This window comes from Streptomyces sp. 15-116A, from assembly GCF_025290915.1.
Taxonomy (GTDB): domain Bacteria; phylum Actinomycetota; class Actinomycetes; order Streptomycetales; family Streptomycetaceae; genus Streptomyces.
In genome coordinates this window covers 1-20,879 of sequence record NZ_JAOCQE010000064.1, presented here as the reverse complement: position 1 = coordinate 20,879, position 20,879 = coordinate 1, and the positions used below count along the sequence as shown (strand labels likewise).

General features: G+C 72.1%; 17 protein-coding genes. 11 read left to right on the top strand and 6 right to left on the bottom strand.

Annotation, left to right across the window (positions count from 1 at the left end; translation table 11 throughout):
- Positions 1–62: 62 nt before the first annotated feature.
- Complete coding sequence (locus N4P33_RS13815) at positions 63–251, bottom strand: sigma-like protein (protein WP_260826709.1); 189 nt, start codon at positions 249–251, stop codon at positions 63–65.
- Positions 252–452: 201 nt separating this feature from the next.
- Positions 453–3,404, bottom strand: coding sequence for a BTAD domain-containing putative transcriptional regulator (locus N4P33_RS13810; RefSeq protein WP_260826708.1), 2,952 nt, complete (start codon positions 3,402–3,404; stop codon positions 453–455).
- A 212-nt stretch (positions 3,405–3,616) separates the two neighbouring features.
- Between N4P33_RS13810 and N4P33_RS13805 the strand changes: the two genes are divergently transcribed.
- The 6 genes from N4P33_RS13805 (at position 3,617) to N4P33_RS13780 (ending at position 11,057) form a co-directional block, all read left to right on the top strand.
- A complete protein-coding gene (locus tag N4P33_RS13805; RefSeq protein ID WP_260826706.1) occupies positions 3,617–4,861 on the top strand; it encodes an amidohydrolase family protein in 1,245 nt (414 codons plus the stop codon).
- Positions 4,862–4,869: 8 nt separating this feature from the next.
- On the top strand, positions 4,870–5,793 hold the full coding sequence (locus tag N4P33_RS13800) for a TIGR03619 family F420-dependent LLM class oxidoreductase (protein ID WP_399029403.1): 924 nt from the start codon (positions 4,870–4,872) through the stop codon (positions 5,791–5,793).
- Position 5,794: 1 nt separating this feature from the next.
- Positions 5,795–6,550: an SDR family NAD(P)-dependent oxidoreductase gene (locus tag N4P33_RS13795; RefSeq protein ID WP_260826703.1), complete on the top strand. Its 756-nt coding sequence runs from the start codon at positions 5,795–5,797 to the stop codon at positions 6,548–6,550.
- Between the two features lie 98 nt (positions 6,551–6,648).
- Complete coding sequence (locus tag N4P33_RS13790; protein ID WP_260826702.1) at positions 6,649–7,767, top strand: LLM class flavin-dependent oxidoreductase; 1,119 nt, start codon at positions 6,649–6,651, stop codon at positions 7,765–7,767.
- A gap of 108 nt (positions 7,768–7,875) precedes the next feature.
- Positions 7,876–9,606 (top strand): amidohydrolase family protein, encoded by a 1,731-nt coding sequence (locus N4P33_RS13785; RefSeq protein WP_260826701.1) that lies wholly within the window; start codon positions 7,876–7,878, stop codon positions 9,604–9,606.
- Positions 9,607–9,611: 5 nt separating this feature from the next.
- The gene (locus N4P33_RS13780; protein ID WP_260826719.1) at positions 9,612–11,057 is read left to right on the top strand and encodes an aldehyde dehydrogenase family protein; all 1,446 of its coding nucleotides are present in this window, start codon (positions 9,612–9,614) and stop codon (positions 11,055–11,057) included.
- A 19-nt stretch (positions 11,058–11,076) separates the two neighbouring features.
- Here the strand turns inward: N4P33_RS13780 and N4P33_RS13775 are convergent, their stop codons facing one another.
- Both N4P33_RS13775 and N4P33_RS13770 read right to left on the bottom strand, forming a co-directional pair.
- Positions 11,077–11,469 (bottom strand): nitroreductase family deazaflavin-dependent oxidoreductase, encoded by a 393-nt coding sequence (locus tag N4P33_RS13775; RefSeq protein WP_260826700.1) that lies wholly within the window; start codon positions 11,467–11,469, stop codon positions 11,077–11,079.
- Positions 11,470–11,494: 25 nt separating this feature from the next.
- Complete coding sequence (locus N4P33_RS13770; RefSeq protein ID WP_260826699.1) at positions 11,495–13,012, bottom strand: CehA/McbA family metallohydrolase; 1,518 nt, start codon at positions 13,010–13,012, stop codon at positions 11,495–11,497.
- A gap of 138 nt (positions 13,013–13,150) precedes the next feature.
- Here N4P33_RS13770 and N4P33_RS13765 point away from each other — a divergent pair, with 138 nt between their 5' ends.
- Together N4P33_RS13765 and N4P33_RS13760 are read left to right on the top strand one after the other, a co-directional pair.
- The gene (locus tag N4P33_RS13765; RefSeq protein WP_260826697.1) at positions 13,151–13,996 is read left to right on the top strand and encodes an LLM class F420-dependent oxidoreductase; all 846 of its coding nucleotides are present in this window, start codon (positions 13,151–13,153) and stop codon (positions 13,994–13,996) included.
- Between the two features lie 164 nt (positions 13,997–14,160).
- On the top strand, positions 14,161–14,931 hold the full coding sequence (locus N4P33_RS13760; RefSeq protein ID WP_260826696.1) for a B3/4 domain-containing protein: 771 nt from the start codon (positions 14,161–14,163) through the stop codon (positions 14,929–14,931).
- Positions 14,932–14,948: 17 nt separating this feature from the next.
- On the opposite strand, the gene N4P33_RS13755 is transcribed toward N4P33_RS13760, so the two are convergent.
- Complete coding sequence (locus N4P33_RS13755) at positions 14,949–16,475, bottom strand: PLP-dependent aminotransferase family protein (RefSeq protein ID WP_260826695.1); 1,527 nt, start codon at positions 16,473–16,475, stop codon at positions 14,949–14,951.
- Positions 16,476–16,591: 116 nt separating this feature from the next.
- On the opposite strand from N4P33_RS13755, the gene N4P33_RS13750 reads away from it, so the two are divergent.
- Positions 16,592–19,183 carry a bifunctional FO biosynthesis protein CofGH gene (locus tag N4P33_RS13750; protein ID WP_260826694.1) on the top strand — a complete coding sequence of 864 codons (2,592 nt, stop codon included), beginning with the start codon at positions 16,592–16,594 and terminating at the stop codon, positions 19,181–19,183.
- Between the two features lie 105 nt (positions 19,184–19,288).
- On the top strand, positions 19,289–19,849 hold the full coding sequence (locus N4P33_RS13745) for a hypothetical protein (protein WP_260826693.1): 561 nt from the start codon (positions 19,289–19,291) through the stop codon (positions 19,847–19,849).
- A 9-nt stretch (positions 19,850–19,858) separates the two neighbouring features.
- Here N4P33_RS13745 and N4P33_RS13740 read toward each other — a convergent pair whose 3' ends face one another.
- Complete coding sequence (locus N4P33_RS13740) at positions 19,859–20,359, bottom strand: DUF2165 domain-containing protein (protein ID WP_260826692.1); 501 nt, start codon at positions 20,357–20,359, stop codon at positions 19,859–19,861.
- Between the two features lie 122 nt (positions 20,360–20,481).
- On the opposite strand from N4P33_RS13740, the gene N4P33_RS13735 reads away from it, so the two are divergent.
- On the top strand, positions 20,482–20,879 hold a 398-nt coding region (locus N4P33_RS13735), incomplete at its 3' end, for an ATP-binding protein (protein ID WP_260826718.1).

Here is a 20,879-nt window from a genome sequence, read left to right as displayed (position 1 = left end):
ACGGCTCCCCCTCCGCGCCGCCGCGGCCGATCCCCGTGTGTGCAGGAGGTCCTGTCCGACCCCTACTTGCCGTCCAGGTCCAGGGCGGGCGGGGCCGGGGCGTGCTGGTCCAGCTTGGTGATCTCTCCGTCGGAGGCGGGCGGCGCAGGGGCGTGCTGGTCCTGCGTGGTGAACTCCGCGCCCGCGGTCGGCGGGGCGGGCGCGTGCTGGTCCTGCGTGGTCATTTCGGTGTCCGACTTGCTTTCGCTCATGATGGAAACCCCAGACGTCGATGGTGCTTGCCGAGTGAAGCGCCCGTTCGGCGACTCCCCCGCGGGTCGCCGAACGGGCGGTCCATGAGCCTCAGATGAACTTCGAGACCCAGCGGTTCCGTCTGTCCCCCGATGCAACGGACCCGCGCATTGAGAGTGGCATCGGCCCATAAACGTTCGATGAACGGCCCGGCTCCGGGTTCACGCCGCCGCGAGCGGCGAGAGCAGAGCGCGTACCTCTTCAGCCTCCGACGAGCCCGCACCTTCGTAGGTCGCCAGTGCGTCACGCCAACAAGCACGTGCACGATCAGGCTGGTCGAGGGCCTCCAACGCCTTACCCAGCACAGTCAGGGCGTTGGCCTTCATCCACTCGCCACCGATACAGCCGATGGCCAGCGCCTGTTCGGCATGCTGTGCAGCCTGGCTCGCACGGCGCGCTGCCAGGTGGACCTGCGCGATGCGGAAGTGAGTGGTCCCTTCCCACAGGCGTTGCCGGCTCTCCGTGAAGACCTGCAGAGCGTCACTGAGGTGAGTCAATGCCTCGGACAGCCGTCCCGCCTGGTTGAGGACGATCCCTGCGGCATAGTGCGCGTTGGCAAGACGTACGGACAGGCCGAGCTCGTCGTAGATCTCGATCCCTCGCTGGGCCAGCTCCACGGCTTCCGAGCTGCGCCCCATGGAAGCCAGGGTGCGAGACAGGTTACAGACCGCGCTTGCCTCACCGGGTTTGTTCTCGTCCTCCTGAAACGCGTTGATCGATCTGAGGAAGTAGACCTCGGCCGCGGCGTATCGAGCCGTGCACAGGGCGATGATGCCGAGCTGGTTCGGAGCGGCGCTGCTTGCCCATGGGTCCCCGGCCTTCTGGTTCAACGTGTCCGCGCGCCGAGCCTCCGCCTCGGCCTCCTCGAAACGTCCGCCCTGGCTGAGCACTTGAGCCGCGGTGATGCGCGCCCGTACCTCGGCGCGCAGGTCTCCCGCTGACGCAGCGGCATCGCACGCCGCAGTGACGGCCCGTTCGTAGCGACGCGAACCAGCTCCCGATTCGGCCAGATCGATCGTGGCCAGCAGGAGGTCAACGGCACGTTGCAAGGTCGAGTCGCCGAGCGACTGCTGAGCGCAGGCCAGCAGCGGCTCCGCCTCCGCATGCAACCAGTCCAGCGCCTCTGAGGCATTGCTGAACTTCCGTGCGTCGAAGTGTCCGCGTTCGAGGTGGGCCACGGTCCGATCCCCCGGCCGCTCGATCGCATAAACCCCCGCCGCCGTCGCCAAGTAGAAGTCCAGCAGCCTCGACATCGCCGCCTCGCGCTCGCTCGGCGGCCACTCGTCGCGTTCCGCGCATGCACGCGCGTAGAGCCGGACCAGGTCGTGGAAGCGGTAGCGGCCCGGGGCTGCGGATTCCAGGAGGGACGTGTCGACCAGGGACTCCAGTACGTCCTCCGTGTCGTCCAGCGGCAGGTCCAGGACCGCTGCCGCTGCCGCCAGGGAGATGTCCGGGCCGTCGGCGAGGCCGAGGAGGCGGAAGGCTCGGGCCTGGGCCGGTTCCAGCTGGCCGTAGCCGAGTTCGAAGGTGGCCTTGACCGCCAGGTCGCCCGCCTGGAGTTCGTCCAGGCGGCGGCGTTCGTCGGCGAGCTTCGCCGCGAGGACCGACACCGTCCAGGTGCGGCGCGCCGCCAGGCGGGACGCGGCGATGCGGATCGCCAGGGGGAGGAAGCCGCACGCCGCCACCACGTCCAGCGCCGCCTGCCGTTCCGACGCCACCCGTTCCTCGCCCACGATCTTCGTGAAGAGCGCGAGGGCCTCGTCGGGGGACATCACATCCAGGTCGACGAGATGGGCGCCGGCCAGGTCCACCATCCGCACCCGGGACGTCACCAGCGCCGCGCACCCCTCCGTGCCCGGCAGCAGCGGCCGTACCTGTGCCGCGTCCCGCGCGTTGTCCAGCAGCACCAGGACCCTGCGGCCGTCCAGCACCGAGCGGTACAGCGCCGCCCGTTCCTCCAGCGTGTCCGGGATCGCCGCGTCCGCCGTCCCGAGAGCGCGCAAGAACGACCCCAGTACCGTCTCCGGCTCCGCGGCCCTCGCGCCCGCGCCCTGGAGGTCGACGTACAGCTGGCCGTCCGGGAAGGCCGAGCGGGCCTGGTGGGCGACGTGCACCGCCAGCGTCGTCTTGCCGACCCCGCCGATGCCCGCCAGCGCCGACACCGCCATCACCCGGCCCTCCGCCGACGCGAGGATCTCGCCCAGCTCGCGGACGAAGGACGACCGGCCCGTGAAGTCGGGGACCGACGCGGGGAGTTGTGCCGGGCGTACGGCAGCCGTCGCCGGTTCCGCCGCCGGGGCGGACGGTTCCGCCAGGGCCGGGTCCGCGCGCAGCACCCGCTGCTGGAGTTCCCGCAGCTCCGGGCGCGGGTCCACGCCCAGCTCCTCCGCCAGCAGGCGCCGCGTGTCCGCGTACACCGCCAGCGCCTCCGCCTGGCGGCCGCTGCGGTACAGCGCCAGCATCAGCAGCTCCCGCAGGCGTTCCCGGAGCGGGTGCGCCGCCGTGAGGGCGGTCAGCTCCGAGACCGCCTCCGCGTGGCAGCCCTGCTCCAGGTCCATGTCCAGGCGGGATTCGAGCAGTTGCAGGCGCCATTCCTCGAGCCTGACCCGTTGTGCCTCCGCGTACGGGCCCGGCACCCCTGCCAGCGTCTCGCCGTCCCACAGGGCCAGCGCCCGCCGCAGCACCTCCCGTGCGTGGCACAGATCCCCGGCCGACCTCGCCTTCTCCGCCTCCGTCGCCAGATCCTGCGCTCGCGCCAGGTCCAGCGCGTCCTCGCCCAGCCCCCGCACCGCGTAGCCGCCGGACTCGCTGACCAGCACCCCGGGGTCCAGCACCTTCCGCAGCCGGGAGGCGTACGTCCGTACCGCCGCCAGCGCCTGCGACGGCGGCTCCTCACCCCACAGCGCGTCGATCAGCTCGGCCGCCGTCGCCGTACGGCCCTCGCGCAGCAGCAGGGCGGCGAGCAGGGCGCGTTGCTGAGGGCTGCCGGTCGCGAGCGGTTCGTCGTCGCGCCATGCGCGCACCGGTCCGAGCACACTGAAGCGCAGCGCCGCGGTCTCCGCCGAGGAGCCGGGCCCCCGTCGCTGCTCCGGCACTCGCGGTACACCGTCCATGCAGCCGTCCCCCTATGCATCCTGCTCCGCATCCTGAGCAACCAGGCCAGTTTGCCTTGTTCATGGCAGAGGCGTCAGCCGTGCGAGACGCCGATCACAGGACGGGGGACCAGGTCCACACAGGGTCCACACCCTCCTCGTACACATCCGCACAAATCACAGCACACCACGAGGAGCTGACGCTCCGTCAGATCAGCGCTACCGTGACCGGCATGCAGACCACCGACACCGCGTTCCCGCTGATCATCTCCGTCGACGACCACACCGTCGAACCCCCCGACGTCTGGCAGAGCCGGCTCCCGAAGAAGTACCTCGACACCGGCCCCCGCATCGTCCGCGCCCCGCTCAAGGAGATGACCTTCCTAGGCGGGCGCTTCAAGCCGGTCATGGGCACCCCCGGCAGCGACCCGGACGCCCCCCTCGGCGACTGGTGGGTCTACGAGGACCTGCACCGGCCCCTCACCCGCCTCGACACCGCCGTCGGGTACGACAGGGACGAGATCCGGCTGGAAGTGATCACGTACGAGCAGATGCGCCCGGGCTCGTACGACGTCCCCGCCCGTCTCGCCGACATGGACCTCAACCACGTCCAGTCCGCCCTGTGCTTCCCCACCTTCCCCCGCTTCTGCGGGCAGACCTTCACCGAGGCCGCCGACCGCGAGCTCGCCCTGCTGTGCGTGCGCGCCTACAACGACTGGATGGTGGAGGAGTGGTGCGGGCCGGAGGCCCACGGGCGGCTCATCCCCCTCACCCTCGTCCCCCTCTGGGACGCCGAACTGGCGGCCCAGGAAGTACGGCGGAACGCCGCGCGCGGCGTCCGTGCCGTCGCCTTCTCCGAGATACCCCCGCACCTCGGCCTGCCCTCCGTCCACACCGACGACTGGGACCCCCTCCTCGCCGCCTGCGACGAGACCGGCACCGTCATCGCCATGCACATCGGGTCGTCGAGCCGCATGCCCTCCACCTCCGCCGACGCCCCGCCCGCCGTCGGCTCCACGATCACCTTCGCCAACTGCTGTTTCTCCATGGTCGACTGGCTGATGAGCGGCAAGTTCGAACGGTTCCCCCACCTCAAGGTCATGTACGCCGAGGGGCAGATCGGCTGGATCCCGTACATCCTGGAGCGCGCCGACACCGTGTGGGAGGAGAACCGCGGCTGGGGCGGCGTCGCCGACAAGGTGCACCGGCCGCCGTCGGAGCTCTTCGCCGAGCACGTCCACGGCTGCTTCTTCGACGACGCCTTCGGGCTCCGCAACCTCGACGCCATCGGCGTCGGCAACGTCCTCTACGAGACCGACTACCCCCACTCCGACTCCACCTGGCCCACGTCCCGCGAGGTCGGCGAGGCCCAGATGGGGCACCTGGACCCGGGTACGGTCGAGCGGATCGTCCGCCGCAACGCCATCGACCTGCTCGGGCTCACTCCGGAGGGCCTGTGGCCGGGCGGTGTGCGGTGAGCGGAGGCTTGCGGTACGGCATCCAGCTGCCCGTCCAGTCGCAGAGCACCCTCTACGCCGAGACCTGGGAGGCCGGTGCCGGACCCGAGGACCTGGTGGCGCTCGCCCGCGCCGCCGACCGGGCGGGCTTCGCGTACCTCGCCGCTTGCGACCACATCGCCGTACCGCACCGCCTCGCCGCCGCGATGAGCACGGTCTGGTACGACCCCGTCGCCACCCTCGCCTTCCTCGCCGCCGCCACCGCACGCGTACGGCTCCTCAGCCATGTCGCCGTCGTCGGACTGCGCCACCCCCTGCTCACCGCCAAGCAGTACGCCACCCTCGACCACCTCAGCGGTGGCCGGCTGATCCTCGGGGTCGGGGCCGGGCACGTACCGGAGGAGTTCGAGGCGCTCGGGGTGGACTTCCGGCAGCGCGGGGCCGTACTGGACGAGTGCGTGGACGCCCTGCGGGCCGCGCTCGGACCCGAGGAGTACCCCGAGCATCACGGCAAGCTGTACGACTTCGCCGGACTCGGCCAGCGTCCCCGGCCCGCCCAGCCGCACGTCCCGCTCTGGGTCGGCGGCTCCTCACCGGCCGCCGTACGCCGGGCCGCGCTCAAGGGCGACGGGTGGCTGCCCCAGGGGGATCCGCGGGGACGGCTGCCCGGGCAGATCGAGCGCATTCGGGAACTGCGGGAGCGGGCCGGGCTCGACGGTCCCTTCACCGTCGGCGCCATCGCCGAGCCGCTGTACGTCGGCACCCCGGCCTGGGACGTCGGCCGCCGCACCCTCACCGGGCGGCCCCGGGAACTCGCCGAGTCGCTGCGGGCGTACCGCGCGATGGGGGTGCACCAGATCCAGGTGCGGTTCAGGAGCCGCAGCAGGTCCGAAGCCGTCGATCAGATCGCCGCGTTCGGGGCCGAGGTCGGCCCCCTGCTCACCGAGGAGTGACATGGGCAAGCTGGACGGACGGGTCGTGATCATCACGGGCGCGGCACGCGGGCAGGGCGAGCAGGAGGCACGGCTGTTCGCCGAGGAGGGGGCGCGGGTCCTCGTCGCCGATGTGCGGGACGAGCGGGGGGAGGCGGTGGCGAAGGAGATCGGGGCCCGGTACGTCCATCTCGACGTGGGCCGGGAGGACGACTGGGAGGCGGCCGTCGCCCTCGCCGGGGAGGCGTACGGGCACATCGACGGGCTGGTGAACAACGCCGGCATCCTGCGTTTCCACTCGCTCCTGGACACACCGCTGGACGAGTTCATGGAGGTCGTCCGGGTCAATCAGGTCGGCTGCTTCCTGGGGATCAGGACCGTCGGCCGGGCGATGGCGGAGGGCGGGACGATCGTCAACACCGCGTCGTACACCGGGCTCACCGGGATGGCTGCGGTGGGCGCGTACGCCGCCACCAAGCACGCGATCGTCGGGCTGACGCGGGTGGCGGCGCTGGAGCTGGCGGGGCGGGGGATACGGGTCAACGCCGTGTGCCCGGGGGCCGTGGACACACCGATGTCCCGGCCCGGGGAGGACGCGGAGGGTGCCGAGGCCGCCCTCGACGGGTTCTACCGCAAGCTCGTGCCGCTGGGGCGGATGGGAAGGGCGGAGGAGGTGGCGCGGCTGGCGCTGTTCCTCAGCTGCGAGGACTCGTCGTACATCACCGGCCAGCCGTTCGTGATCGACGGGGGATGGCTGGCGGGGGTGAGTGTGGTCTGACGGCTCGTCAGCTATTGACGGTCATGTGGACGGGTGGAACAGTCGGAAGCGCTGATCTGACGATACGTCAGAAACTGTCGTAGGGGCGGTGAACTCCCTTGGAATTCGGGATCTTCGTACAGGGATACGTCGGTAAGCGCGCCGAGACCGACCCGCTCGCCGAGCACAAGGCGCTGATGGAGGAGACCGAGTACGTCATCGAGGCGGACCGGTGCGGATTCAAGTACGCGTGGGCCTCCGAGCACCACTTCCTGGAGGAGTACTCCCACCTCTCCGCCAACGACGTCTTCCTCGGCTACCTCGCCCACGCCACCGATCGCATCCACCTCGGCTCCGGGATCTTCAACCCGCTGGCCCCGGTCAACCACCCGGTGAAGGTCGCCGAGAAGGTCGCCATGCTCGACCATCTCTCCGAGGGGCGCTTCGAGTTCGGGAGCGGACGGGGGGCCGGCTCGCACGAGATCCTCGGCTTCCTGCCCGGCATCACCGACATGAACCGCACCAAGGAGCTCTGGGAAGAGACCATCGCCGAGTTCCCGAAGATGTGGCTCCAGGACGAGTACGCCGGGTTCCAGGGCAAGCACTGGTCGCTGCCGCCGAGGAAGGTGCTGCCCAAGCCGTACGGCACGTCCCACCCCGCGATGTGGTACGCCGCCGGGTCGCCGCCCTCGTACGCCATGGCCGCGCGCAAGGGGCTCGGGGTGCTCGGGTTCAGTGTGCAGAAGGTGTCCGACATGGAGTGGGTGCTGGAGCAGTACAAGTCGGCGATCGTGGACGCCGAGCCGGTGGGGGACTTCGTCAACGACAACGTGATGGTGACGACGACGGCGATCTGCGCGCCCACGCATGCGGAGGCGGTGCGGATCGCGGTGGACGGGGGGCTGCACTATCTGCCCTCGCTGGTGTTCCGGTATCACGACACGTTTCCTCGGCCCGAGGGGTTTCCGGTGTGGCCGGAGACGTTGCCGGAGTACACGGAGGAGTTCATCGAGCTGATGATCCAGGACGAGTTGCTGATCTGCGGGGATCCGGACGAGGTGCTGCGGCAGTGTGAGCGGTGGGAGCGGGCCGGGGCGGATCAGTTGAGTTTCGGGTTGCCGGTGGGGGTGCCGCGGGAGGAGACGTTGCAGACGATTCGGTTGGTGGGGGAGTTTGTCATTCCGAAGATCGATACGGATCCCGTTCATCGGACTTCGCGGTTCCGTCAATCCGCCTAGGCGCCGTGGGGGCGCTGATTGTAGGCGGGTGCGGGCTCGTTGTGGTTGTTCGCGCAGTTCCCCGCGCCCCTAGGTGGGCAACCCGCCCCTGAGTCATGAGGTGAACCCATGCTTGATCACGTCATCAAGGGCGCTTCCGTCGTGGACGGCACCGGCGCGCCCGCCTTCACCGCCGACGTCGGTGTCCGCGACGGTCGGATCGTCACCGTGGGCAAGGTCACCGAGCCCTCCCGTACCTCCGAGGACGCCGCCGGTCTCGTCCTCACCCCCGGGTTCGTCGATCCCCACACCCACTACGACGCCCAGCTCTTCTGGGATCCGTACGCCACCCCCTCCCTCAATCACGGGGTCACCACCGTCGTGGCCGGGAACTGCGGTTTCACCCTCGCGCCGCTCAACCCGGACCGGCCCGAGGACGCCGATTACACGCGGCGGATGATGGCCAAGGTCGAGGGAATGTCCCTGGTGGCGCTGGAGGAGGGGGCGCCCTGGGACTGGTACTCCTTCGGGGAGTATCTGGACGCTCTGGAGGGGCGGATCGCGGTCAACGCCGGTTTCATGGTGGGGCATTGTGCGCTGCGGCGGTATGTGATGGGGGCCGAGGCGGTCGGGGGGCGGCCCACCGATGAGCAGCTGGCCGCCATGCTTCAGCTGCTCCATGACTCCATGGACGCCGGGGCCTGGGGGCTGTCCACCACCCAGTCGTCCACGCACTCCGACGGGGACGGGCAGCCCGTCGCCTCCCGGCATGCGCGGCCCGAGGAGCTGCTGGCGCTGGCGCGGGCGGTCGGGGAGCACGAGGGGACGCAGATCGAGGCGATCGTGGCCGGGTGCCTCGACCAGTTCAGCGACGCCGAGATCGATCTCCTCGTGGAGATGAGCGCGGTCGCCGGGCGGCCCCTGAACTGGAACGTGCTCACCGTCGACGCGGCCGTCCCCGAGCGCGTCCCCCGGCAGCTGGAGGCCGGTGAGCGGGCCCGGAAGGCCGGTGGGCGGGTCGTCGCCCTCACCATGCCGATCCTCACCCCGATGAACATGTCGCTGGGTACCTTCTGCGCCCTCAATCTCATCCCCGGCTGGGGGCCGATCCTCGGGCTGCCCGTCCCCGAGCGGATCGAGAAGCTGCGCGATCCCGCCGTGCGCGCCGAGATGCTGCGCCGCGCCGACTCCAAGGAGGCCGGCGTCTTCCGGCGGCTCGCGGACTTCGGGCGGTACGTCATCGGCGACACCTACAGCGCCGCCAACGCCGGGCTGACCGGGCGGGTCGTGCGGGACATCGCCCGGGAACGCGGACAGCACCCCTTCGCGTGCCTCGTCGAGATCTGCGCCCACGACGAGCTGCGCACCGTGTTGTGGCCCATGCCGCCCGACAACGACCCGGCCTCCTGGGCGCTGCGCGCCGAGACCTGGGGCCACGAGGACGTACTGCTCGGCGGCTCCGACGCCGGCGCCCATCTGGACCGGATGTGCGGCGCCCCGTACACCACCCGGTTCCTCGGGGACTGTCTGCGCGGGCGGCGACTCGTGGGCCTTGAGGCGGCCGTGAAGATGCTGACCGACGATCCGGCCCGGCTGTTCGGGCTGCGGGAGCGGGGCCGGATACGGGAGGGCCTGCACGCGGACCTCGTCCTGTTCGACCCGGAGCGGATCGACGCCGGCCCGGCCACCCTGGTGCACGACCTGCCCGGCGACAGCCCCCGCCTGGACTCCAAGGCACTCGGCGTGCGAGCCGTGTGGGTCAACGGCGTCGAGGTGATCCGCGACGACGTGGTGACCGGAGCCGCACCGGGCAAGGTGCTGCGGTCCGGGCGGGACACGGAGACGGTGGCCACGCGGTGACCGGGCTGCCGCAACGGCTGTTCATCGGCGGGCGCTGGGTCGAGCCGGACGGCGGGCACTACCCGGTGATCGACCCGGCGACCGAGGAGAAGGTCGGGTGGGCGCCCGAGGCCTCACGGGGTCAGGCGGAGGCCGCCTGTGCCGCGGCCCGGGAGGCGTTCGGGGCGTGGTCGCGGACCGCGCCGGAGGAGCGGGCGGTGATCCTGGCGCGCGCGGCGGAGCTGATACGGGAGCGGCTCGGCCCCTACGCCGAGCTCGCCCAGGCCGAGACCGGGGCGACCACGCCCACCGCCCGCCGGATGCAGGTCGGCGTCGCCGCCGCTCGCTTCCGGAGGTACGCGCGCGTGGAGCCCGCCGAGTGGGCCATTCCGCCGCAGATCAACGAGGCCGGGGTCATCGGGCCGGCGTCCGTGCTGGGCGCGCTGGCCGTGCGGCAGCCGGTCGGGGTCGTCGCCTGCGTCACCTCGTACAACAATCCGTGGGCCAACGCGGCCGGCAAGGTCGCACCGGCGCTCGCGATGGGCAACACCGTGGTCGTGAAACCGGCGCCGCAGGATCCGCTGTCGGTGTACCGGATGGCGGAGGTGCTGCAGGCGGCCGGGGTGCCGCCGGGGGTCGTGAACGTCGTCTCCGGTCGGTCGGTCGAGGTCGGCGAGGCGGTCGTGGCGTCGCCCGACGTCGACATGGTGAGCTTCACCGGCTCCACGGCGGTCGGGCAGCGCATCGCCGAGGTGTGCGGGCGGGGGATGAAACGGCAGCTGATGGAGCTCGGCGGCAAGGGCGCCGCGCTGGTCTTCGACGACGCCGACCTCACGGCGGCCGTGTCCGGCATCGGGACGACGTACTCCTTCTACAGCGGGCAGATCTGCACGGCCCCCACGCGGGTGCTGGCCCAACGGGGCGTGTACGAGCGGCTGGTGGAGCGGCTGGCGGCGTACGCGCGGCGGTTGCCGGTCGGTGATCCGCGCGAGCCGGGGACGGTCGTCGGGCCGGTGATCTCGGCGGAGCACCGGGAGCGGGTGGAGGCGTATGTGGCGCTGGGGCGGAAGGAAGGGGCCATGGTCGTCGCCGGGGGGGAACGGCCCGCGCACGCACGGGGTTTCTACGTCGCCCCGACCCTCCTCGCCGACTGCGGCAACGACCTGCGGGTGGCGCGGGAGGAGATCTTCGGGCCCGTGGTCGTCGTCATCCCCTTCGACGAGGAGGACGAGGGCGTGGCGCTCGCCCACGACAGCGAGTACGGCCTGATCGACTACGTGTGGTCCCGCGACGTGGCCCGCGCCTTCCGCGTCGCCCGGCGGTTGCGCACCGGCGGGGTCGGCGTCAACACGGTGGGCCGGAACATGGAGGCCCCGTTCGGCGGGTTCCGCAGGAGCGGGGTCGGGCGGGACGTCGGCTCCTACGCCCTGCACGCCTACAGCGAGGTGCAGTCGATCGTCTGGCCGGGATGAGCCACGCGCCCGAAGTGCCTCAGACGTCCAGGTCGATCCGTACCGTCAGCAGCCCCGACCCCACGGCCCGTACGACCGCGCTGTTGTAGCGGGGCAGGGCGCGCAGGCGGGCCACCGGGTCGTCGTCGGGCAGGAGATGGGCGGTGCCCGTGTACCAGCGGCCCCGGATGCGCACCCGCACCCGGGGGTTCGCCTTGATGTTGCGGATGTACTGGGAGCGTTCGCCGAACTCCGACACCAGCCAGAACGCGTCGCCGACCCGCCGCCCGCCGACCGGGGTGACCCGGGGCAGCCCGGAGACCCGGCCGGTGGTCTCCAGCGCGGTCTGGAACGGCAACCGGCGCATGAGGGGATTGAGACGGCGCTGGAAGGCGGTGGCGGAACGGTACTTGCGTTCGGCGTCAGCAGTCATCGTGCGACGAGCCTACCCGCGGCCCCTATCGCTCCCGCCGGCACAGGAAGATCGGGTTGGTGAACGCCGCCGGCGCCCCCGGCAGCGGGCCCACCGCCGCCTCGTGCCGCAACTCCGCGCGCACGTAGGCCGCGTAGGACGGAGTCGTCCGCCACTCGACGACACCCGAGCCGGACACCGGCAGCGGGGCGCTGGTGTGCAGCACGCCCTGGTCGGTGACGAGCCGGACGGTGCAGCGCGGCGCGCCGGTGACCTCCAGGCGGACGGTGACCGGCGTGTCCCGGTCGACGTCCAACCGCTCGCCGATGCCCGCGTGTTCGCCCCGCCCGCCGGACGCGCCGAACGTCAGCGAGACGTTCCTCGACTCGGCGATGTACGAGCGGCCCGCGCGGATGCCCTCCTGGACGGCCCGGCGGGACAGCTCGTCGGCGAGGACGACCGTCTGCGGGCGGCCGACGACATCGGGGTCGCGGTGCGCGTCGCTGCTGCCCATCGCCGGGATCCAGTCCCGGCCCTCCCGCACGGACGCCACCAGCATGCCGTCCCAGTCGGCGAGGGCGACCTCGTCGTCGGGCGTCCAGGGGCCGTTCCACACCTCCACGGCGTCCGCCTCGCCGAAGCCGAACTTCCAGTTGCAGCCGATGCAGGTGGCGTGCGGATGGGCGGGCACGACGAGACCGCCCGCGCGGCGGATCTGCCGGGCGAACCGGCCGAAGCGGTTGTCGCGGGCCCGGTAGCGCCAGTCGACGAACGTCCCCGGATCCGTGCCGAGCGCCACCACGTGCCCGTTCCTCGTGGTCACCTCCTCGCCCAGCATCACCAGCAGGTCGTCCCCGGCGGCCTCGGCCCAATGGGCGTGCGCGGAATGCGTGTTGTGCTCCGAGGAGTTGATGAAGTCCAGCCCGGCCGCACGGGCGAGGGCCGCGATCTCGGCCGGGGTGCGGCGGCCGTCGGAGTACCAGGAGTGCAGATGGCAGTCGCCCCGGTACCAGCCGCGCCCCCGCCCCTTGACCCGCTCCGGCGGATACACCGGCTCCGGGGTCTCACCCTGCTCCCCGTAGGCCAGCGTCACGGTGATCTCGTACGACAGCCCCTGCGGGGCCACGGTGTACGGGCCGAGCGCGATGTGCCAGGTGCCCTCCCGCACGGGCCCCGGGAGATAGCCGGGCGTGGCGTCGTCCGCGCGCACGAAGAACTCGGTGCGCGCCCCGCCCGACCAGCCACGGAAGCCCCGGCCGCCCAGCTCGGTGCCGCGCTCGTCGAACAGTCCGATGTCCAGGGCGTTGCCGGTGGTGCCGGCCGGCACGGACGGCCGGTCGTAGGTGTAGGAGACCTTGATCTCCCGTACGCCGGACGGCACGTCGACGGGCACATACACGAAGTCGGGCGCGCCCGGCTCCAGGGTGCCGCGCACCGTCCTCGTCTCCTGGCCGCCGTCGCGGCCCGCTGCCGAAGCGAAGCTCACGCTTCCCAACGTAAGCGCCGCGGCGGCACCCGTCACGAACACCGCGCGTCTGCCGATCCCGGTGTGGTCCTCGCACATGTGACTGCTCCCCAGATGTCGTACGCCAGGACATGGGTGGTGCAGGGGTGGTGCGTGCAACCCTCGTATTGAGCAGTGAACTGCCGTGCAAGGGAAGGGATCCGGCACTTTTACGGTCGGTGCGGGTATGGATGGTGCATGCGCATCGCCGTCACGATCTTTCTCACCGACGAGACCATCACCCCGGTCCGGCTCGCCCGTGAGCTGGAGCAGCGCGGGTTCGCGGGGCTGTATCTGCCCGAGCACACGCACATCCCGGTGGAGCGGACCACGCCGTACCCGGGCGGCGGGGAGCTGCCGCGCGAGTACGGCCGCACCCTGGACACCTTCGTCGCCCTCGCCCAGGCCGCCGCCGTCACCGAGCGGATCGGGCTCGCCACCGGCATCACGCTCGTCGCGCAGCACGACCCGATCGACCTGGCCAAGCAGGTCGCCACCCTGGACCATCTCTCCGGGGGCCGCTTCACCCTCGGCGTCGGCCTGGGCTGGAACGTGGAGGAGGCCGCCGACCACGGCGTCGAGTGGCGCACCCGGCGTGCGCTGGTGCGGGACCGGATGGCGCTGATGCGGGCGCTGTGGGCGGAGGAACCGACGGCGTACGAGGGAGAGTTCGGCAGTGTTCGGGCCAGCTGGGCGCACCCCAAGCCGGCCCAGAAGCCACGCGGCCCGGTGACCGGACCGCGCACCCTCCTGGGCGGGGCGGCCGGCCCCACGCTCTTCGCCCACATCTGCGAGTACGCCGACGGCTGGCTCCCGATCGGCGGCCGGGGCCTGTCCGAGGCCCTGCCGGCGCTGCGCACGGCATGGACGGAAGCGGGCCGCGACCCCGCCGCCCTGCAGGTCGTCCCGTACGCGGTCCACCCGACCCCGGGAAAGCTCGCGCACTACGCGGAGCTGGGCATCGAGGAGGTGGTGGTGCAGCTGCCGGCGGAGGACGAGGCGGGTGTGCTGCGGGCGCTGGACGCGTACGCGGCGTATCTGTAGCCGGTGGCTCGGCGGCGCCGGCCGCGGCGCGAGGTGAGTTGCTCGATTGCGCAGCTGCCGAAGTGGCCTTCCCGGATCGTCGGGAATTGGCCCCCACGAGCACCCCGGCTTCTCCGTAGCGTCGAGCACGTTCCCTCTTCGCCCCGCTCGAAAGGCACAGCCACATGGACCAGTCCCCATCCCCCGCGGCCCCGCTCACCGTTACGGTCGCGGAGCGGCTGCTGGAGCGGGTGCCCGGCTATGTCCTCGGGCTGATCGCGGTGGAACGGATGGACGTCGAGGACACCGTGCCCGCGGTGGACTCCCTTCTCACCGAGGCCGAGGACGCGCTGCACGCGGCGGCACTGGGCAAGGCGGAGGTGTCCGCGCTGCCGAGCATCGCGGCCTGGCGGGAGGCATACCGGGCCGTCGACGTGAACCCGAACCGGTACCCGTGCGCGGCGGAGTCGCTGCTGCGGCGGGTGGCCAAGGGCGACCGTTTGCCGCGCATCAACACGGCGGTCGACCTGTGCAACGGGGTCTCGCTCGCGGCCCGGCTCCCGGTGGCGTCCTGCGACATCGGCGACCTCGACGGCGAGCTGACGGTCCGGCCCGCCGACGGCCACGAGGTCTATCTGCCGCTCGGCGCACCGGACGCGCCCGAGCACCCCGGCACCGGTGAGGTGATCTACGCCGACGACCGGGGGCGGGCGCACTCGCGGCGCTGGAACTGGCGGCAGGGCGACGTGATCAGGACCGAGCGCGGGCCGCGCAGGCTGGTCTTCACCGTGGAGGCCGTGCACGACGGCGGCGCGGACGCGGTCGCGGCGGCGCTCGGGCGGATCGGCGAGGTGCTCGACACGCTGGGGGTGGGACACGACAAGCCCGTGGTGCTCGACCGGACTACCCGGTCCGCCGCGCTGTTCACCGCCGGGGTGCCGCAGACCGCCCGCTGAGTGGCCGAAGGAAGGGGTCAGGCCGGACGGGGCAGGTCCGTCTCCCGTGCCGCGGCGGCCAGTCGGGCCACCCCCTCGGTGATGCGCTCGGGGGTCAGTGCCGCGTACCCCATGAGGAACGACGGCTCCGCCGGCGGGTCCTGCACGTAGTAGCCGGACGCCGGGTAGATCCGCACCTCGCGGGCGGCGGCACGGCGGGCGATCTCGTCCTCGGCGACGCCGCGCAGGGCCGTGAGGGTCACCAGCACGTGCAGGCCCGCCGATTCCCCGGAGATCCGCACCCCCGCGCCGAAATGCTCGTCCAGCGCCTCCAGCAGGCGCCGTCTGCGCTGCCGGTACAGCCGCGACGTACGGCTTATGTGGCGGGCGTAGGCGCCCCGGGCGATGAAGTCGGCCAGCGCCTCCTGCTCGATCGTCGGAGTCAGCCGGTCGGTGATCCACTTGACGCCGAGGAAGGGCCGCACGAGCGGGCGCGGCAGGATCGCGTAGCCGAGGCGCAGCGCGGGGAACAACGTCTTGCTGAAGCTGCCCGCGTACACGACGACGTCCTGGTGCGGTTCGGCCGCCAGCGCCGGCAGCCGCTCCTCGGTGAACGTGTACTCGTTGTGGTAGTCGTCCTCCAGGACCGTCGCACCCCGCTCCCGCGCCCATGCCACGAGGGCCCGCCGGCGCGCCCGCGACATCACGCGGCCGGTCGGGAACTGGTGCGAGGGCGTCACGTACACCAGCCGCACCCGTGCCGGGTCGTGGCCCGTTTCCCGCACCCGGGCGTCGATGTCCGGCACCCTCAGCCCCTCGTCGTCCACCGGCACGGGTACGACGGCCGCCCGCGAGGCGCCGAAGATCTGCCGCAGCACGGTGTGGCTCGGGTCCTCGATCACCACCACGTCGCCCGGTTCGATCAGTGTCCGTACGAGGATGTCCATGGCCTGGGTGGCGCCGCCCGTGACCACGACCCGGTCCGGGCCGGCGTCCAGCGCCCGGCTCTGCCGCACCAGCGTGGCGATCTCGGCGCGCAGCGCCGGGGAGCCCTCGGCCGGGCCGTAGCCGAGCATGGCGTGGTCCGCCCTGTTCAGGACGGTGTTCAGCGACTGACGCCAGTGGGCGACCGGGAAGCTCGCCAGGGCCGGAGTGCCGTGCCGGAAGTCGAGGGCGTGCGACGCGTGTTGTACGGGCGGCGGTTCCCAGGGCTGCCACAGGCCCTCACCGGTGTCGGTCGGTCTCGGCGGCTGGGGGGAGAGGGGAGCCCGGCTCGTCGTCGGGGGGACCGGTGTCGTCCGGCCGGTCGTGCCCGAGTCGGCGACCCGGGTGCCCGAGCCGTGCCGGGCGGTCAGGAAGCCGTTGGCGCGCAGGAGTTCGTAGGCGCGCAGGACGACGTTGCGGGAGACGCCGAGCTGCTGGGCGAGTACCCGGGAGGCGGGGACGGTGTCCCCGGGCCGCAGCCGGCCGGACCGCACCAACGCGGCGAACTGGTCGGACACTTGCCGTTGCAGGGGCACGCCGCTGTCCCGGTCCAGCATGATCAGCAACTCCGTCGACCCCAACGCCGCCCCCTCACGGAAATCGGTCGCCGATGCCCGAGTCTCGCACCCCCCTCACGCCGGGGCACCGCACCCCGGCCCCGGGACACGTCCGGTGAACCGCCCCATATGCTCGAAGGATGACGACTTCCGCGCCCCCCGGAACCGGAAACGGCCCCACCGAGAACTCCCTGCGCCGCGCCCTGAAACGCGCGAGGGACGGCGTCTCCCTCGACGTCACCGAGGCCGCGGTCCTCCTCCAGGCGCGCGGCGAGCACCTGGACGACCTCACCGCGTCGGCCGCCCGTGTACGCGACGCCGGCCTGGACGCGGCCGGCCGCCCCGGCGTCATCACGTACTCGAAGAGCGTCTTCATCCCGCTGACCCGGCTGTGCCGGGACAAGTGCCACTACTGCACCTTCGTCACCGTCCCCGGCAAGCTCCGCCGCGCGGGGCACGGGATGTTCATGTCGCCGGACGAGGTGCTGGACATCGCCCGCAAGGGCGCCGCCCTCGGCTGCAAGGAAGCCCTCATCACCCTCGGCGACAAGCCCGAGGACCGCTGGCCGGAGGCGCGCGAGTGGCTCGACGCGCACGGCTACGACGACACCATCGCCTACGTCCGCGCCATCTCCGTCCGCATCCTGGAGGAGACGGGACTGCTCCCGCACCTCAACCCGGGCGTGATGACCTGGACGGACTTCCAGCGGCTCAAGCCCGTCGCGCCGTCCATGGGCATGATGCTGGAGACGACCGCGACCCGCCTGTGGTCCGAGCCCGGCGGCCCCCACTTCGGTTCCCCGGACAAGGAACCCGCCGTACGGCTGCGGGTGCTGGAGGACGCCGGCCGCTCCTCGGTGCCCTTCACCTCCGGCCTCCTCATCGGCATCGGCGAGACGTACGAGGAGCGCGCCGAGTCACTGTTCGCGCTGCGGAAGATCTCCCGGGCCTACCACGGCATCCAGGAGCTGATCATCCAGAACTTCCGCGCCAAGCCGGACACCGCGATGCGCGGCATGCCGGACGCGGACCTCGACGAGCTGGTCGCCACCGTCGCCGTCGCCCGGCACGTCCTCGGCCCGTCCGCCTGCCTCCAGGCCCCGCCGAACCTGGTCGACGCCGAGTACGAGCGGCTGATCGCGGCCGGCATCGACGACTGGGGCGGCGTCTCCCCGCTCACCATCGACCACGTCAACCCCGAGCGGCCCTGGCCGCAGATCGAGGAACTCACCGAGAGGTCCCGGGCGGCCGGCTTCGAGCTGCGCGAACGCCTCTGCGTCTACCCGGAGTTCGTGCGCCGCGGCGAGCCCTGGCTGGACCCGCGGCTGCGCCCGCACGTGGCCGCGCTCGCCGACCCGGAGACGGGCCTGGCCCGCCCCGACGCGCTGCCGCAGGGGCTGCCCTGGCAGGAGCCGGACGAGGCGTTCACGGCCACCGGCCGCACCGACCTGCACCGCACCATCGACACCGAGGGCCGTACGTCGGACCGCCGCGACGACTTCGACGAGGTGTACGGCGACTGGGGCGCCCTGCGTGAGGCGGCGGCCCCCGGCATGGCGCCCGAGCGCATCGACACGGACGTACGCGAGGCGCTGCGGACGGCCGCCGACGACCCGACGAAGCTGACGGACGCCGAGGCGCTGGCGCTCCTCCACGCCGACGGGCCCGCGCTGGACGCGCTGTGCCGGGTCGCCGACGACGTCCGCAGGTCGGCGGTCGGCGACGACGTGACGTACATCGTCACGCGCAACATCAACTTCACCAACGTCTGTTACACCGGCTGCCGCTTCTGCGCCTTCGCCCAGCGCCGCACCGACGCCGACGCGTACACGCTGTCGCTGGACCAGGTGGCGGACCGGGCACAGCAGGCGTGGGACGTGGGCGCGGTCGAGGTGTGCATGCAGGGCGGCATCCACCCCGACCTGCCGGGCACGGCGTACTTCGACATAGCGCGGGCGGTGAAGGCCCGGGTGCCCGGCATGCATGTGCACGCCTTCTCGCCGATGGAGGTGGTCAACGGCGCGACCCGCACGGGTCTGTCCATCCGCGAGTGGCTGTCGGCGGCGAAGGAGGCGGGCCTGGACACCATCCCGGGGACGGCGGCGGAGATCCTGGACGACGAGGTCCGCTGGATCCTCACCAAGGGCAAGCTGCCGGCGGCGACCTGGATCGAGGTCGTCGAGACGGCCCACGAGCTGGGCATCCGCTCCTCCTCCACGATGATGTACGGCCATGTCGACCAGCCCCGCCACTGGCTGGGCCACCTGCGCACGCTGGCGGAGATCCAGCAGCGGACCGGGGGCTTCACGGAATTCGTGACGCTCCCCTTCGTGCACACCAACGCCCCCGTCTACCTGGCCGGTATCGCCCGCCCGGGCCCGACGGTCCGCGACAACCGCGCGGTGACGGCGATGGCCCGGCTGCTGCTCCACCCGCACATCCCCAACATCCAGACAAGCTGGGTGAAACTGGGCGCGGAGGGGGCGGCGGAGATGCTCCGCTCCGGGGCGAACGACCTGGGCGGCACGCTGATGGAGGAGACGATCTCCCGGATGGCGGGCTCCTCCTACGGCTCCTACAAGTCGGTCAAGGACCTGATCGCGGTCGCGGAGGCGGCCGGCCGCCCGGCCCGTCCCCGCACGACGCTGTACGGCGAGGTCTCGGAGGAGCGCCGGAGGGCGGCGGAGGCATCGGACGGCCACCTGCCGGAGCTGCTGCCGGTGCTGGACTGAGAGGGCCGGGTCCGGGCGCGAGGGGCCCGGATCGGGCTCGCAGTAGGATGATCCGACCCCCGTCGTCGGGGGTCGGACTCCGCCCGACCGAGGAGATGCGTACCGGTGTCTGCCCGTCTTCCCTCGTGGGCCTGGGTGACCGGGCTGACCACGGGGGCGATAGCCGCGGTGGCCGTCATGGCCGTACAGGCGGACCAGGGGCCCCAGCCCACCGCGTCCGCGGCCCGGCCCACCGTCTCGGCGTCGGCGGACGCGAAGCCGTCGGCGGAGCCGAAGCAGCCGCCCGCCGTGCCGGCCGACTCCGGTACCGGCCGCCGTATCGTCTACTCCCTCGGCGACCGTCGCGTCTGGCTGGTCGACGCGAGCGACGCCGCGCGCCGCTCCTTCACGGTGTGGCCGGGCACGGTCTCCCCGGACCCCGGCACGTACACGATCGGCACGCGCACCGAGGCCACCACCGGCAGTGACGGCGTCCAGGTCGAGCACGTCATCTACTTCGCCGCGAAGTCCGGCGTCTCGGTGGCCTTCTCCAACGCCGTCGACGGCTCCTCACCCCCACCGGCCGCCTCGGGCACGAAGACCGGCGGCATCCGCGTCGCCAAGTCCGACGGCAAGGCGCTGTGGGCCTTCGGCACGGCGGGGACGACGGTACGCGTGGTGGAGTAGGCAGGATGCCTAGGCGGCGTCCGTGCGGGCCGCCGGCAGGTGATTGACGAGCAGGACCACCCCGCTGAAGACGAAGACCCTCGTCGCCGCGTCCAGGCCGTTCCAGTCCTCCGACTGCCACATCGCGAACCACTCGCCGCCGATCGCCAGGAAACCGGCGCCGAAGAGGAGCATCACCATCAGCAGGCCGTAGGTGGAGACCCGGCGGGCGTGAGCGTGGTCGGGGCGGGTCCACAGCCAGGTGCCGTACAGGAGGACCAGCGTGGCGGCCGTCTCCCAGACGATGATCGCGACGTACGCCGCGTCCTGGACGCCCTCGTTCGTGATCGCCCGCCACATCAGGTCGTCGTCCTTGAACGTCGTGTCCATGGCCAGGACATGCCGGACGAACTCCTGGTTCGTCCCGAAGTCCGTGATGTTGCCGAAGGCGACCAGCGCCATGTACAGGGCGACGGAGGCGGTGAGGAGGGTCGCGGTCAGGGGCAGCGCGCGCGAGGCAGGAGTGGCCATGTCACTCTCCCTTCCCACGCCCGCCCGCACCTCAACCGCTCCCCGCATGCCGTGGGTCAGAATGGGTTCCGTCAAGTTCGCGGTGCGGAAGGGACGTTCGGGTGGCGAACGCACGGCTGTCGATGCAGCAGCTGATCCAGCAGCGCAGGCGCGCCGGTCTCGTCGCCCGCAGCGCCGAACGCGACCTGTTCCGCGCCAACTTCGACACCCCGCCCCAGGACGAACACCACCGCTTCCTGTTCCATGTGCACGGCAACGCGGGCGTCGGAAAGACCTTCCTCGTCCGCGAGTTCGAACAGATCGCCCGTGAGCGGGGCGCGCTCACGGCGTACGTGGACGAGAGCGCGGGCAGCGTGCCGGAGGCGCTGACGGTGATGTGCCGTCAGTTCACGGTGCAGGGGCGGCGTTTCAAGGAGCTGGACCGTCTCCTCGTCGCCCACCGCGAGCGCCGGCACGAGGCGGAGACCGCCGCCCTCGCCGCCCTCGACCCGGCGCCGGGCCCCGGCGCCCCCTCCGCCGG

Coding starts and splice junctions, on each gene's coding strand:
- N4P33_RS13810 (WP_260826708.1), bottom strand. CDS start 3,404: ATGGACGGTGTACCGCGAGTGCCGGAGCAGCGACGGGGGCCCGGCTCC.
- N4P33_RS13785 (WP_260826701.1), top strand. CDS start 7,876: ATGCTTGATCACGTCATCAAGGGCGCTTCCGTCGTGGACGGCACCGGC.
- N4P33_RS13760 (WP_260826696.1), top strand. CDS start 14,161: ATGGACCAGTCCCCATCCCCCGCGGCCCCGCTCACCGTTACGGTCGCG.
- N4P33_RS13805 (WP_260826706.1), top strand. CDS start 3,617: ATGCAGACCACCGACACCGCGTTCCCGCTGATCATCTCCGTCGACGAC.
- N4P33_RS13765 (WP_260826697.1), top strand. CDS start 13,151: ATGCGCATCGCCGTCACGATCTTTCTCACCGACGAGACCATCACCCCG.
- N4P33_RS13815 (WP_260826709.1), bottom strand. CDS start 251: ATGAGCGAAAGCAAGTCGGACACCGAAATGACCACGCAGGACCAGCAC.
- N4P33_RS13750 (WP_260826694.1), top strand. CDS start 16,592: ATGACGACTTCCGCGCCCCCCGGAACCGGAAACGGCCCCACCGAGAAC.
- N4P33_RS13775 (WP_260826700.1), bottom strand. CDS start 11,469: ATGACTGCTGACGCCGAACGCAAGTACCGTTCCGCCACCGCCTTCCAG.
- N4P33_RS13770 (WP_260826699.1), bottom strand. CDS start 13,012: ATGTGCGAGGACCACACCGGGATCGGCAGACGCGCGGTGTTCGTGACG.
- N4P33_RS13795 (WP_260826703.1), top strand. CDS start 5,795: ATGGGCAAGCTGGACGGACGGGTCGTGATCATCACGGGCGCGGCACGC.
- N4P33_RS13740 (WP_260826692.1), bottom strand. CDS start 20,359: ATGGCCACTCCTGCCTCGCGCGCGCTGCCCCTGACCGCGACCCTCCTC.